Source organism: Streptomyces sp. NBC_01476, assembly GCF_036227265.1.
Lineage (GTDB): Bacteria > Actinomycetota > Actinomycetes > Streptomycetales > Streptomycetaceae > Actinacidiphila.
The window spans coordinates 7,780,709-7,793,689 of the sequence record NZ_CP109446.1 but is presented as its reverse complement, the minus strand read 5'-3'; the positions used below and the strand labels follow the sequence as shown (position 1 = coordinate 7,793,689).

At 71.8% G+C, this 12,981-nt stretch carries 11 protein-coding genes and 1 riboswitch; of the genes, 2 read left to right on the top strand and 9 right to left on the bottom strand.

Features of this window, described 5'->3' with window-relative positions:
• Positions 1-38: 38 nt before the first annotated feature.
• From OG552_RS33760 to OG552_RS33730, 7 genes are all read right to left on the bottom strand, one after another.
• Entirely contained in the window at positions 39-1,421 is a 1,383-nt protein-coding gene (locus tag OG552_RS33760; protein ID WP_329139547.1) for a ricin-type beta-trefoil lectin domain protein, read from the bottom strand.
• Complete coding sequence (locus tag OG552_RS33755; protein ID WP_329139545.1) at positions 1,421-2,686, bottom strand: ricin-type beta-trefoil lectin domain protein; 1,266 nt, start codon at positions 2,684-2,686, stop codon at positions 1,421-1,423. The genes OG552_RS33760 and OG552_RS33755 overlap by 1 nt, the downstream gene beginning before the upstream one ends.
• A 179-nt stretch (positions 2,687-2,865) precedes the next feature.
• The gene (locus OG552_RS33750; protein WP_329139543.1) at positions 2,866-3,870 is read right to left on the bottom strand and encodes a lysylphosphatidylglycerol synthase transmembrane domain-containing protein; all 1,005 of its coding nucleotides are present in this window, start codon (positions 3,868-3,870) and stop codon (positions 2,866-2,868) included.
• A gap of 508 nt (positions 3,871-4,378) precedes the next feature.
• Positions 4,379-6,286, bottom strand: coding sequence for an RICIN domain-containing protein (locus OG552_RS33745; RefSeq protein ID WP_329139541.1), 1,908 nt, complete (start codon positions 6,284-6,286; stop codon positions 4,379-4,381).
• 298 nt (positions 6,287-6,584) lie between these two features.
• Positions 6,585-7,607, bottom strand: coding sequence for a LacI family DNA-binding transcriptional regulator (locus OG552_RS33740; protein WP_443071225.1), 1,023 nt, complete (start codon positions 7,605-7,607; stop codon positions 6,585-6,587).
• 250 nt (positions 7,608-7,857) lie between these two features.
• Entirely contained in the window at positions 7,858-8,604 is a 747-nt protein-coding gene (locus tag OG552_RS33735) for a class I SAM-dependent methyltransferase (RefSeq protein WP_329139537.1), read from the bottom strand.
• A gap of 108 nt (positions 8,605-8,712) precedes the next feature.
• Positions 8,713-9,693 (bottom strand): enoyl-CoA hydratase/isomerase family protein, encoded by a 981-nt coding sequence (locus tag OG552_RS33730; protein ID WP_329139535.1) that lies wholly within the window; start codon positions 9,691-9,693, stop codon positions 8,713-8,715.
• 245 nt (positions 9,694-9,938) lie between these two features.
• Positions 9,939-10,029, top strand: a riboswitch (ZMP/ZTP riboswitch).
• A 26-nt stretch (positions 10,030-10,055) separates the two neighbouring features.
• On the opposite strand from OG552_RS33730, the gene OG552_RS33725 reads away from it, so the two are divergent.
• Positions 10,056-11,528 (top strand): glycine hydroxymethyltransferase, encoded by a 1,473-nt coding sequence (locus OG552_RS33725; protein WP_329139533.1) that lies wholly within the window; start codon positions 10,056-10,058, stop codon positions 11,526-11,528.
• Between the two features lie 87 nt (positions 11,529-11,615).
• Here the strand turns inward: OG552_RS33725 and OG552_RS33720 are convergent, their stop codons facing one another.
• Both OG552_RS33720 and OG552_RS33715 read right to left on the bottom strand, forming a co-directional pair.
• Positions 11,616-11,945: a DUF4190 domain-containing protein gene (locus OG552_RS33720; RefSeq protein ID WP_443071103.1), complete on the bottom strand. Its 330-nt coding sequence runs from the start codon at positions 11,943-11,945 to the stop codon at positions 11,616-11,618.
• A 40-nt stretch (positions 11,946-11,985) separates the two neighbouring features.
• On the bottom strand, positions 11,986-12,138 hold the full coding sequence (locus OG552_RS33715) for a hypothetical protein (RefSeq protein WP_329139529.1): 153 nt from the start codon (positions 12,136-12,138) through the stop codon (positions 11,986-11,988).
• Between the two features lie 103 nt (positions 12,139-12,241).
• Here OG552_RS33715 and OG552_RS33710 point away from each other — a divergent pair, with 103 nt between their 5' ends.
• Positions 12,242-12,913, top strand: a complete 672-nt coding sequence (locus tag OG552_RS33710) for a TetR family transcriptional regulator (protein WP_329139527.1) — start codon at positions 12,242-12,244, stop codon at positions 12,911-12,913.
• Positions 12,914-12,981 lie beyond the last annotated feature (68 nt).

The window sequence follows — 12,981 nt, the reverse complement described above, 5'->3', positions numbered from 1 at the left end:
GAGCGGAGAGCTCTGTCACCCGGGTGGGTGAGGCGGCCTCAGCCCTGGTACTGGGCGAAGGTGCGGGTGAAGTCCCAGGCCTGCTGGGAGACCCCGGAGCAGGTGTCGTCGTTGGGGTAGGCGCCGGAGCAGGGCCGGTCCCGGTTGGCGGACCAGAAGGTCAGCCGGGCCAGGTGGTGGGCCTGTGCGTAGGCGAGGATGGTCCGGAAGTCGTTGACGGTGACGGTCTCGTTGTTGTCGGTGATGCCGTTCATCGACGAGATGCCGCTGTGCCGGTACGCCTGGTCGTCGCTGTAGCCGTAGGCGCTCTTGAGGGCGTTCTTCAGACCGTCGGCGGCCCGGGTGGTGAGGGTGCCCATGTTCTGGCCGGCGCCGCCGAAGTCGAACGGCATGATCGTCCAGGCGTCGACGGTGAGCCCGGAGGCAGCCGCCTTGTTGATCAGGCCGGTGTCGGGGCCGCTCTGTCCGGTGCCGATGGTGACGTAGACGGCGATGCCGGGGTTGTTGGCCTTGACGGTCTTGAGGGCGTCCACCGTGCGCTGCTGGACGGTGCCGTTGCTGTAGGCGTCGGCCTCGATGTCGATGTCGATGGCCTTGAGCCCGTAGGCGCTGATCACCTTCTGGTAGGCGCCGGCCAGCGCGCTCGCGCTGGTGCAGGACTGCTCCAGCTTGTTGCCGCTGTAGCCGCCGAAGGACGGGACGACGTCGCCGCCGGCCGCCCTGATCTTGTTGATGGTGGTCTGGTCGACGCCACCGGTGAGTGCCCGGCCGCCGTCCCACTGCGGGTTGCAGGTGCCGTTGCTGAGCACGAAGGCGAGGGTGAACCACTTGACGCCGGTGGCGTTCATGACGGTCGTGGGGTCCGGCGGGTTGCCCCAGCCGTTGTAGAGGTAGGGCGCCACGGCCTGGACGCCGCCGCCGGACGGTGGCGGGGTGGTGCCGCCGCCACCGGTGGGCAGGGTCCACTGCTGGTTGGCGCCGGTGCCGCAGGTCCAGATCTGCAGCCGGGTGCCGTTGGCCGAACTCGGCCCGGTGGCATCCAGGCACTTCCCCGACCCCGCGTTCACCAGCGTGCCACCGCTCGCCGCCCACTTCTGCGCGGCAGTGCCGTTGCAGTCGTACAACTGCACCGTCGTCCCGTTCGCCGTCCCGGCCGCCGTCACATCCATGCACTTGCCCAGCGCCCGCAGCGAACCGTCAGAACCCACCGTCCAGCTCTGCGCATCGGTGCCGTTGCAGTCGTAGAGCTGCACCGCCGCCCCGTTCGCACTGCTCGCCGCCGCGATGTCCACACACTTGCCGCCGTACCCGACGATGGCTCCGGTGGCGTCGGCGCCGGAGGCGGCCTGGGTGATGCCGAAGGCACCGAGGGCTCCCGCGGCGACGGCCACGGAGGTGAGGATGCCGGTTGACCGCTTCATCAGCCGTTCACCGTCCACTTCTGGTTGCTGGTCCCGGTGCAGGTCCAGATCTGCAGCCGGGTGCCGTTGGCGGAGCTGTTGCCGGTCGCGTCGAGACACTTGTTCGCGGCCGGGTTGACGATGTCGTGGGCGGCGGTGACGACCCACTGCTGGGCCGCGGAGCCGTTGCAGTCGTAGAGCTGTACGGGGGTGCCGTCGGCGGTGCCGGCCGCGGTGACGTCCAGGCACTTGCCGAGGGCGCGCAGGGTGCCGCCGGTCACGGTCCACTGCTGGGCGGTGGTTCCGTTGCAGTCGTAGAGCTGGATCGGGGTGCCGTTGGCGCTGCTGGCGCTCGCCACGTCGACGCACTTGCCGGCGATGCCGGTGATGGAGTGGCCGCCGCCCGGGGCGCCGCTGTCGCTGGTGGTGACGTGCACGTAGTCCACGACGAGCTGCTGGGGGAAGGTGGTGCTGCCGTCCGGGTCGCCGGGCCAGTAGCCGCCGACCGCGAGGTTCATGATGAGGTAGAACGGGTGGTCGAAGACCCAGCGGTTGCCGTTGAGATCGGCCGGGGTGCGGGTCTCGTAGACGTTGCCGTCGACCGACCAGGAGATGGAGTTCGGCGCCCAGTCCACGGCGAAGGTGTGGAAGGCGTCGGAGAAGCTCTGTCCGTTCGGCAGGGAGTAGCCGGCGCCGATGCCGCCCGAGCCGGAGTAGCCGGGACCGTGGATGGTGCCGTGCACGCTGCCGGGCTCGAAGCCGACGTTCTCCATGATGTCGATCTCACCGTTGCCCGGCCAGCCGGCCGAGCCGGTGCCCAGCATCCAGAACGCGGGCCACATGCCCTGTCCGCGCGGGAGCTTCATCCGGGTCTCGAAGTGGCCGTACGCCTGGGTGAACTTCTGCGGGGTGGACAGCCGCGCCGAGGTGTACTGGCAGGTGCCGTACCAGCACTGGTAGTTGGCGGGATTCTCCTTGCGGGCGGTGATGACCAGGTCGCCCTGGCCGTCGAGCGCGGCGTTGTGGGTGCCGCTGGTGTAGTACTCGCGCTCGTGGTTGTTGACGTTGTCACCGGTCTCGTAGCCCCATTTGGAGCTGTCGACGGCGCTGCCGGCAGCGCCGTTGAAGTCATCGGTGAAGGTGGCGGTCGCCGCGGCGGGGGCGGCGTCCAGGGTGCTCGCGCGGCCGGGGGCCGCGGTCAACTGCAGCCAGCCGCAGAGCAGCAAGGCGGCGGCGGCGAACACCGCGAAGGGTCGTATGCGCCGGGTGGGGGGTGATGCCGACATGGAACGGACTCCTCAGTGGGGGGAGACGGCAGAACGCCAGAAACCGGAAGGGGGGTCATGCTCCTGACAGTCCGTGAGGTGCGATGCACCCTGTGAGACTTCCATCACGTCTTAGTTCAGGACGTGATTTAAATGGCGGGAGACGACGGCCGTCAATACTTCCGGCAAAGGTCTGTACCTTAAAGTTCGCGGTACCGCACGAGCCCCGCCAGTACCAGCACCCCCGGGACCAGTGGCAGCCAGGCCGTGAAGAGCCGGTAGCCGAGGACCGCGGAGGTCGCGGCGACCGCCGAGGCACCGGCGGTGACCAGCGCCAGACCCAGCGCCGCGTCGAGCGAGCCGAGGCCGGCCGGCGTCGGCAGCCAGCCCGCCGCGGTGCTCGCGAAGAGGTACGCCACCACGACACCGCTCACCGGCACCGGCGCGTCCACCGCGCGGACCACCGCGACCATCACCGCCGCGTGCATCATCGGGAAGGCCAGCGAGCCGCCCCACAGGACCGCGACCCGGGTGCGGTCACGGTGCAGCGCCCGCAGGTCGTCCGCGACCGACGCCAGGAAGAGCCGCAGCCGGCAGCGTACGAGACGCGCGCACCGCGGCAGCAGCAGGACGACCACCAGCAGCGTCGCACCGACCCCGGCGATCAGCAGCGGCTGGCCGGGCATCACCAGGCCGCCGGGGGCGATCCGGTGGAAGTGCAGCGCGTCCGGGAAGACCGACAGCAGCGCGAGCAGCAGCATGATCCTGGCCACCGCGGCGGCGCCGGCCCGCACCGCCAGCGAGGTCAGCCCGCGGGTCGGGGTCAGTCCGCGGCGGATCAGGAAGCGCAGGCTGACCGCGTTGCCGCCGACCCCGGCCGGCAGCACGTGGTTGGCCGCCGAGGCGGCGAACTGCGAGGCCAGCAACCGCAGTGGCGGCAGCCGCTCCACCACCGCGCCCTGCAGTGCGGTGGACGAGCAGACCCAGGTCATGAACGCGGCGAAGGCGGCCACCGCCAGCCAGGTGTGGTCGGCGGAGCTCAGCCGGCCGGCGCTGGAGTCGATCAGCGGCCACTGGCGGACCAGGAAGAGCGCGACCAGCAGGATCGGCAGCAGAATCGCCACGGACCGTACGGAGGCGCGCTGCCAGGCCGAGCGCCCCGGAACTCGCTGCCAGGCAGTGCCCTCGGTACGGGTGATGGTCACGGGGACTCCTCGGCGCGGGGAGGTACGGCGGCGGGGGACCGCCGTGAGCGGGACTCTGCGTGGCGAAGAAGGCGGCGGGGCCGGGGCGGTGTGCCGGCCGGGGAAACGGAGGGTGAAGCGGAGGGTGAGGGTGGCGGCGGGCGGCGGGGCGAAGGGGCGGAAGCGCCGCAGGACAGCTGACGGCCCGTTCAGATTAGGTGCCCGCAGCGCGCGCGACCTACCCGCGCAGGGCCACACGGGTCAACACACTCAGTGAACCCGGCGCAACGAACAGGTGCTTCCCGGCCATCCCTCCGGGCCTTGTCGCCCGCCCGGGCGGTCAAACGGGCGCCTTGGGCAATTCCTCCTATCGATGGGCATGGCGCGGGCCCCGGGCACGGAAAGTCACCGTCCCGGGGCATGGCGAGTCGCCGGTCCGCTTCGAGCGTTGCGGACCGGCGACTGCTTCCTTCAGCGCGGCACCCGGCGGTGAGAGGTCCACCGGGCGCCGTCCTGGGGTGTCAGCGGATCAGGCGGGTGCCGTCCACTGCTGGTTGGCGGCGCCGGTGCAGTCCCAGATCTGCAGCCGGGTGCCGTTGGCCGAGCTGGGCCCGGTCGCGTCCAGGCATCTGCCGGACTGCGGGTTGACCAGGGTGTTGTTGGCTCCCTTGGTCCACTGCTGCGAGCCGGTGCCGTTGCAGTCGTAGAGCTGCACCTTGGTGCCGTTGGCGGTGCCGGCCGAGGTGATGTCCATGCACTTGCCGAGCGACTGCAGGGTGCCGCCGGTGGCGGTCCACTGCTGGGCGGTGGTGCCGTTGCAGTCGTAGAGCTGGACCGCGGTGCCGTTGGCGCTGCTCGCCCCGGCGACGTCCACGCACTTGCCGCCGTAGCCGGTGATGGTGCCGGTGTGGCCGCCGCCGGTGGAGCCGCCGGTGCCCTGGGTGCCGGACCAGGTGAAGGTGGCCGAGGCGCCGCCGGGCAGGCTGTAGGAGAAGTTCTCGTTGCCCCAGTTGACCCGCACCGTCTGGGCGGCGGTGGACTCGTTGTAGGCGATGAGCGCCTTGGAGCCGTCCGGGTTCTGCCAGGCGACGTTGCGGATGGTGGAGTTGTCGGTGGAGGAGATCCGGGTGGCGCCCGGCTTCACGAACTTGGTCAGGTGGCCCATCGTGTAGTACTCGACGGTGTAGTCGACCTGTCCGCTGCGGCTGTCACCGTTGTGCACGGTGATCAGGCCGGTGCAGGTGCCGCAGCCGCCGTTGTGCGGGCCCATGTTCTGATCGACCGCCAGGCTCCACTTCACCCAGCTCTGCCCGTAGTTGCGGGTGTAGTCGATCAGGTTCTCCATGTCCTCCTTCTGCTGGTTGGCGATCCAGGTGCCGCCGGAGTGCTCGGTGTCGAACTGGGGCGTGTTCGGGTACTGGTTGTGGATCGTGGTCTGCGTCGGGATGTTCCCGGTGTACCCGTGCCAGGCGATGCCGCCGAAGTTGGGGTCGTTGCGGATGGCCGCGTCGTCCACCGTCGGTGCCGCGTAACTGGCGTACGAGTCCGGGTTCCAGTCCAGCGCGAGGACCTTGGTGGACAGGCCGGCGCTGTGCAGCGCGGGCAGCAGGTTGGTCTTGGTGAAGTACGCCAGCCCCGAGCCGTTCCAGTTCGCGCCCGGGTAGTCGCTGCCGACGGTCGGCTCGTTCTGTACGGACACGTAGTCGATCGGCACGCCGGCCGCCTGGTACGCCTGGATGTACTTCACGAAGTACTGCGCGTAGGCCGCGTAGTACTGCGACTGCAGCCACCCCTGTACGTAGCTGCCGTTGTCCTTCATCCACGGCGGCGGCGTCCACGGGGTCGCCATCACCTTCAGGCTCGGGTTGAGCTGCTTGGCCTGCTGGGTCAGCGGCAGCACATCGGCCTGGTCGTGGGCGATGGAGAAGTGCGTGAGCGACGGGTCGGTCTGCCCGGCCGGCATGTCGTCGTAGGTGTAGTTGCTGCGGGCCAGGTCGGAGGCGCCCATCGGGTTGCGCAGGAAGTCGATGCCGATGCCGTTGACCGGGTCGAAGAGCTTCTGCATGACCGAGGTGCGGGTGCTCGCCGACAGGGCGCCGCTGGAGTTCATCAGCCAGGCGGCGGTGTCGGTGAAGGACGCGCCGGCGCCGGTGAACTGCTGGTACTTGGTGTTCTCGTCCACCGTGATCTGCTGGCCGGCGCCGCCGGTGCCCGCGGCGAAGGAAGTGGCGGTCTGCTGCTGGAGGCCCTTGGTGACGGTACGGCCGTCGGAGCCGCTGGTGGTGGTCAGGTAGACCTGCACGGCCTCGTTCGCGGCGTTCGCGGAGGACGGGAGGACCAGGGCGGGGGTGACGGCCGCCGCAGTGGCGGCCAGCACTCCGATGAGGACGCGTCGCAGGGTGAATCTGCCCGCACGGCGGCGGGTTGCTGAGCTCATGGTCGTTGCCCCTTCGGCAGTGGCATGGGCCTGACATGAACGACCGTGCAGCGAGGGGGTCTGCACGCTTGTTTCATCACTTGTTTCACGACTTATATCGCGTCGTGATTTAACTAGCGGTCAGGAGGGCCGTCAAGGCGTCAGGAGGGGTGGAAATCCATGAAACACCGTGAAACAACGGGGTGTTGGGGAGGGCAGGCCCGATGACCTGCGCAGTATTGGTCCAGACCGATGGAGGCCGGACGGCGGCCTGCGGAACGGCTCGATCCGTTTCCGGCCGCCCGGGCGGCACCGACCCTCAGCGGCGGGCCGGCGCCGGGGCGGTACTCCCCCGCGGCACCAGCACCGGGGCGTCCAGCAGCATGTCCGCCACCTTCTCGCCGCGGATGAGCGCGAGCAGCGCCGCCGCGGCCCGCTCGCCGTACTGCGGCACCCGGCGGCTGACCGCGGTGAGCGCGGGGTGCACCAGCCGGCACAGCTCGCTGTCGTCCCAGGCGACGAGGGAGAGTTCGCCGGGGACCTGGATGCCCATCTCCTGGGTGACGCTCAGCGCGGCCACCGCCATCACGTCGTTGTCGTAGACGATCGCGGTGGGCCGGTCCGGTCCGGACAGCAGCCGCCGGGTGGCGCGGGCGCCGTCCTCACCGGAGTAGTCGGTGTGCACGCACGGCACGCCCGGCAGGGAGAGTTCGGCCGCGCACGCGGCGAAGACCTCGCCGCGCTCGCGGGTGTGCACGAACCGCGCGGGGCCGGCGACGCGGGCGATCCTGCGGTGTCCCATCGCCGCCAGGTAGGCCAGTGTCTCGCGGACTGCGGCGGCGTCGTCGATCCACACCGAGGGAGCGCCGTACGCACCGGCCGCATGGCCCACCACCACCGCGGGCAGGCCCAGTTCGGCGAGCAGGCCGGGCCGCGGGTCGTCGTCCCGCAGGTCCACCAGCAGCACCCCGTCCACCCGCCGCTCGCCCCACCAGCGGCGGTACGCGGCCTCCTCGGCGCCGGCGTCCTGGGTGACCTGGAGCAGCAGCGCGGTTCCGGTCGCGGCCAGGCCCGCCTCGACCCCGGAGATCAGCTGCATGAAGAAGGGCTCGATGCCCAGGACCCAGGCGGGCCGGTCCACCACCAGGCCGATCGCGCCGGCCCGCCCGTCGGACAGCGCCCGGGCGGCGCTGCTCGGATGCCACCCCATCCGCGCGGCAATCTCCGTGATCCGCTCGCGGGTCTGCGCCGAGACGCCCGGTTTGCCGTTGAGCGCGTACGACACCGCGCCCTTGGAGACCCCCGCCGCCTCGGCGATGTCGGCGATGGTGGGACGCTTCATCGGGCTCATACGTCCTGCACGTCCTCGGTACCGGCGGACCCGCGCGGCGGACCGCCGGCGGTGCTGACCGGCCACACCTTAACAACGCTGAACCGGCCAAGAGCCGCCGGTCGGCCGATCCGGACGTGTCGCCCCGCTCAACCGGTTCAGCGCAGCTCCCCGTGTCACAGCGGCCCGGGCGTACGGCCGGTGCCCGCGTTCACGGCGTGGCGCCGGGTACGGAATCCGGCCGCGGCCGGGGCCCGGCGGCTCAGGCCCGGGTGGCCGAGATCTCCAGCCGTACGTAGTCCACCACGGGTTCGGCCAGCCGTCCGGCGACGGCTTCGACGAATGCCTCGTGGTCGCCCTGCGCCATGCCGTCCAGGTGCGCGCCGAGGACGACGGTGGCCAGGAACGCCTCCAGTTGGGCGCCGGGTTCGAAGCGGGCCGGGTCGGGCCGCAGCCGGACGCCGATGCCGGTGAAGCCGGCCGCGGTCAGCCGGTCGCGGGTGTCCTCGACGCCGGCGAACTCCCAGGAGTGCTCGTCGGGCGCGGTGCCGAGCACATCGGCGACCGCCACGTTGACCGCGGTGACATTGCCCCGCCCGCCGCATTCGGTGACCAGCCGGGCGCCGGGCCGCATCCGGGAGTGCAGTGCGGCGAAGAGCGCGGCGTGGTCCTCGATCCAGTGGAAGGCGGCGACGCTGAACACCGCGTCGACCTCGCCGGCGAACGGCAGGGGCGCGGTCAGGTCGGCGCGCACCACCTCCACCCGGTCGAGCCGTCCGGCCAGCCGCTCCCGCAGTTGTTCCAGCATCCGGACCGAGCCGTCCACCGCGACCACCCGGCCGGCGGGCAGCCGGTCCAGCAGCCCCTCGGTGTCCCGCCCGGTGCCGCAGCCCGCGTCCATCACCCGCTCGTCGCCCCGCAGCGGCAGCCGGGCGAGGGTGCGGCGCCCCCAGCGGAGGTGGGGCAGCGGCAAGGAGTCATAGGTCCTGGCGTCCCATTCCCGGGGCATGGCGCTCCCATCACGGTCGTCCGGCCGGCACGGCACGCAGCACGCGGCACGCGGCACGCACGTTACGCCGCACGTCCGGATGCTGACACCCGCGTCTCACATGACGGGCTACGGATACGGCGACCAGGCCGGATCCCGGTCCTTGTCGATCAGTGCGGCCCGCACCCCTTCATGGAAGTCGGGCGCGTGGGCGGTACGGCGGGCCAGCGCCAGTTCGCGGGCCAGGCACTCCTCCAGGCTCGACCCGGCGCCGGCCCGCAGCAGGTCGAAGGTGATGGCGAGGCTCATCGGGGAGGCCCGGCGCAGTACCGCGAGCGTCTCGTCGGCCCACTCGCGGTCCTCGTCCTCGGCGGCCAGCCGGGCCCGCAGGGAGTCGAGGTCCGGGGCGGTGAAACAGCGCTCGATCGCCGCACGGTGCCCGGCCAGTTCCGACCGGGGCGGCACACCCGCCGAGCGGGCCAGTGCCGCGGCGGGCTCCTCCCCGGCCAGCAATGCCTCCTCCAGCGCGGGGAGTTCCGCGGCCGGCACGTAATGCGTGGCGAGTCCGCACTCGACCGCCGCGGCGCCGTCGATCCGCAGCCCGGTGAGGCCGAGGTACCAGCCGACCGCGCCGGGCAGGCGGGGCAGGAAGTAGCCGGCCCCGATGTCGGGGAAGAAGCCGATGGCGGTCTCCGGCATGGCGAGCACCGCCCGCTCGGTGACCACCCGGGCGGAACCGTGCACCGAGATGCCGAGACCGCCGCCCATCGCGTAGCCGTCAATCAGCGCGGTGTACGGCTTGGGGTAGCGGGCGATCAGCGCGTTCAGCGCGTACTCGGCGGAGAAGTACTCAAGGACGGCCGCGTCGTCACCGCGGACGCCGGCGTCCCGCATCGCCCGGATGTCGCCGCCGGCGCAGAACGCCTTCGGCGAGGTGCTGCGGATCAGTACCGACCGTACCGCCGGGTCGTCCCGCCACTCCTCCAGCGCCCGGGTGATCAGCCGGACCATGGTGAGGTCGAGCGCGTTGAGCGCGGCGGGCCGGTCGAGTTCGATCACCCCGGCGCCTTCGCGCACACGGGCGTTCACCGGGGGGCGGGACTGGTCCATGGGGCTCCATCGCGTCACTGGCGGGTCGGCCGCCCGCGCCCGGACAGCCGCGACCGGCCCGAACCGCCGGGTGTCCCCGGCACGCGGCCCGTCACCTCCCATCCAAACACCCGCCGGCCGGGCGCCCCGACCCGGGCACCCGGCCCGGCATCCCGACCCGGGCGGCGGCCCCTGCGCCCGGCGGCCGGCCGACACGTCCGGGTGGCGGTACAGGTCGCCGGGCCGCCCGGCCCGTTGGTAGGCTCGCGGCGAGCCGTGACTGGCGCGCTGGGATGGGGTCAACCATCAGGGAGCGGCTCGTTCGTCCACCGAGAGCCGTGCGCCTGGGCCGTCCCGTTTCCACTTCGAACCGGAGGACCCCCATGGCCGAGCAACCGTCAGCCGCAGTATCCGGCAGCACCGCCCTCACCCCCGAGTCGGTCGCGTACCGCAGCGCGCTCGAGGTGATCCGGGCGGTGGAACCGCGGGTGGCAGACGCCATCGCGAGCGAGCTCCACGACCAGCGCGAGATGCTGAAGCTGATCGCGAGCGAGAACTACGCCTCCCCCGCCGTCCTGCTGGCGATGGGCAACTGGTTCAGCGACAAGTACGCAGAGGGCACCGTCGGCCGGCGCTTCTACGCCGGCTGCCGCAATGTGGACACCGTCGAGGCGCTGGCCGCGGAGCACGCGCGGACCGTCTTCGGCGCCGCGCACGCCTATGTGCAGCCGCACTCGGGCATCGACGCCAACCTGGTCGCCTTCTGGGCGGTGCTCTCACAGCGGGTGGAGAGCCCGGCGCTCGCCAAGGCCGGCGTCCGGCAGGTCAACGACCTGTCCGAGCAGGACTGGGCCGAACTGCGGTCCGCCTTCGGCAACCAGCGGATGCTCGGCATGTCGCTGGATGCCGGCGGCCACCTCACCCACGGCTTCCGCCCCAACATCTCCGGCAAGATGTTCGAGCAGCGCAGTTACGGCACCGACCCGCGGACCGGACTGCTGGACTACGACGCGCTCCGGGCGGCGGCCCGCGATTTCCGGCCGCTGATCCTGGTGGCGGGCTACTCGGCGTACCCGCGGCTGGTCAACTTCCGCATCATGCGCGAGATCGCCGACGAGGTGGGCGCCACCTTGATGGTGGACATGGCGCACTTCGCGGGCCTGGTCGCGGGCAAGGTGCTGACCGGTGACTTCGACCCGGTGCCGTACGCGAACATCGTCACCACCACCACCCACAAGTCCCTGCGCGGGCCGCGCGGCGGCATGGTGCTGTGCGACGACGCGCTGGCCGAGCACGTGGACCGCGGCTGCCCGATGGTGCTCGGCGGTCCGCTGCCGCATGTGATGGCGGCCAAGGCGGTGGCACTGGCGGAGGCGGCCCGGCCGGAGTTCGGCGGCTACGCGCAGGCGGTCGTGGACAACTCCCGCGCGCTGGCCGGGGGCCTGCTCAAGCGGGGCGCCAAGCTGGTCACCGGCGGCACCGACAACCACCTGGTGCTGATCGACGTGTCGGGCTACGGGCTGACCGGCCGGCAGGCGGAGGCCGCGCTGCTGGACGCGGGCATCGTCACCAACCGGAACTCGGTGCCGCAGGACCCGAACGGCGCCTGGTACACCTCCGGCATCCGGATCGGGACGCCTGCTCTCACCACGCGCGGCCTCGGCGCCGTCGAGATGGACGAGATCGCCGGGCTGATCGACACGGTGCTCGCCGGGACGAGCGCGGCGCCGGCGCCGAAGGGCGGCCTGTCGAAGGCGCATCACGTGCTCGACGCGGGTGTGGCCGACCAGGTCGCGCAGCGTGCGGCCGACCTGCTGGCGGGCTTCCCGCTCTACCCGGGGATCGACCTGAGCTGACCGCCGGGCGGGCCCGGCCGTACCGCGTACCCGTGGTGGGTACGGCGCTCGGTACGGCCGGGCCCGCGGGCGCGTCGGGGGTTCGGATCAGGTGGCGGACCAGATCACGCCGCCGTTGCCCACGATCAGCGCGACCAGGATCACCAGGTCGGCGACACCGAGCGCCAGGCCCAGAAGGGCGCGGCCACGGCGGCCGGTGCCGCGGGCCAGCGCGACGAGCGCCAGCACGATGGCGATCGGCCCGAGCACCATGTTGAGGACCAGCAGGCCGGGCAGGCCCAGCAGGAAGGACGCGACGGCCATGCCGTCGGCGTCACGGTTACGGGTCCGGGGGGCGTCACTGCTCTGCGCGGCCGGTGTACCGGTCGCGACCGGGGTGGCTGCGGTGTTCACGGGGTTCCTTCCGGGATCTGTCATGGGGACGGCGGTCGGAGGCGGTCGGAGCGGCCGTTGGGGGTCAGCCGCGGTGCCGGCCGATGCGCTCGCGGACCGCGAAGACGGCCAGCCAGAGCGCGATGGCACAGGCCGCGACGGTGAAGACGGTGACGGACGTGTGGGCGGCGGCTCCGAGCAGCACGCCCATGCCCAGCAGGACGACGACGAGGCTCATATCGGCTGCGCCTCCAGGGAGTTGAGGTTTCGGCTGACAGTTGTTCACTGACACTTGAAGTCTAGTCTGGCCAAAGTCGGAGAACGGTTGTTTACTGAATGACATGAGTCACACTTCCGCCGCGAGCCCGGCCGGCGCACGTCCGGCCGGTGTCCGCCAGGCGCAGAAACAGCAGACACGCCAGGCCCTTCTGGACGCGGGCCTGCGGCTGCTGGAGCACCAGAACCTCAGCAGTCTGGGCCTGCGCGAGCTCACCCGCGAGGTGGGTGTCTCCCCGGCCGCCTTCTACCGCCACTTCCCGGACATGGCGGACCTCGGCGTCGCCCTCGTCGGCGAGGCGCTGGGCAGCCTGCACACCGCCATCCGCGCCGCGATGGCCGACGGGTCCGCGGACTCGGCCCGGCTCATCGACCGCACGGTGGCGATCACCGGTGCCTATGTCGACGAGCACCGGCCGCACATCCGGTTCATCGCCCGGGAGCGCTTCGGCGGCGTCCAGGCGGTCCGCGAGGCCATCGCCGCCGAACTGCGGCGTTTCGCCGACGAGGTGGCGGCGGGCCTGGCCGCCCAGCCGCTCTCCGCCGGCTGGCGGCCCGACGACCTGCGGGTGCTGGCCGAGCTCTATGTCGACCACATGGTCATGACGGCGACGGCCTTCCTCGACGTCCCGCCCGGCGACCGTGTCCAGCGGGCCCGGATCGTGCACGCGGCCGGCCTGCGGATGCGGATCATCAGCATCGGCCGCGCCCACTGGCTGGACGCGGAGCCGTCGTGACCGGGACCCGCTCGTCGGCCGCGGTGACCTTGCCCCGCTCACCGGCCGTCGTGACCGGTCGTGCGCGC

Coding starts and splice junctions, on each gene's coding strand:
- OG552_RS33760 (WP_329139547.1), bottom strand. CDS start 1,421: ATGAAGCGGTCAACCGGCATCCTCACCTCCGTGGCCGTCGCCGCGGGA.
- OG552_RS33755 (WP_329139545.1), bottom strand. CDS start 2,686: ATGTCGGCATCACCCCCCACCCGGCGCATACGACCCTTCGCGGTGTTC.
- OG552_RS33745 (WP_329139541.1), bottom strand. CDS start 6,286: ATGAGCTCAGCAACCCGCCGCCGTGCGGGCAGATTCACCCTGCGACGC.
- OG552_RS33740 (WP_443071225.1), bottom strand. CDS start 7,607: ATGAAGCGTCCCACCATCGCCGACATCGCCGAGGCGGCGGGGGTCTCC.
- OG552_RS33735 (WP_329139537.1), bottom strand. CDS start 8,604: ATGCCCCGGGAATGGGACGCCAGGACCTATGACTCCTTGCCGCTGCCC.
- OG552_RS33730 (WP_329139535.1), bottom strand. CDS start 9,693: ATGGACCAGTCCCGCCCCCCGGTGAACGCCCGTGTGCGCGAAGGCGCC.
- OG552_RS33725 (WP_329139533.1), top strand. CDS start 10,056: ATGGCCGAGCAACCGTCAGCCGCAGTATCCGGCAGCACCGCCCTCACC.
- OG552_RS33720 (WP_443071103.1), bottom strand. CDS start 11,945: ATGACAGATCCCGGAAGGAACCCCGTGAACACCGCAGCCACCCCGGTC.
- OG552_RS33715 (WP_329139529.1), bottom strand. CDS start 12,138: ATGAGCCTCGTCGTCGTCCTGCTGGGCATGGGCGTGCTGCTCGGAGCC.
- OG552_RS33710 (WP_329139527.1), top strand. CDS start 12,242: ATGAGTCACACTTCCGCCGCGAGCCCGGCCGGCGCACGTCCGGCCGGT.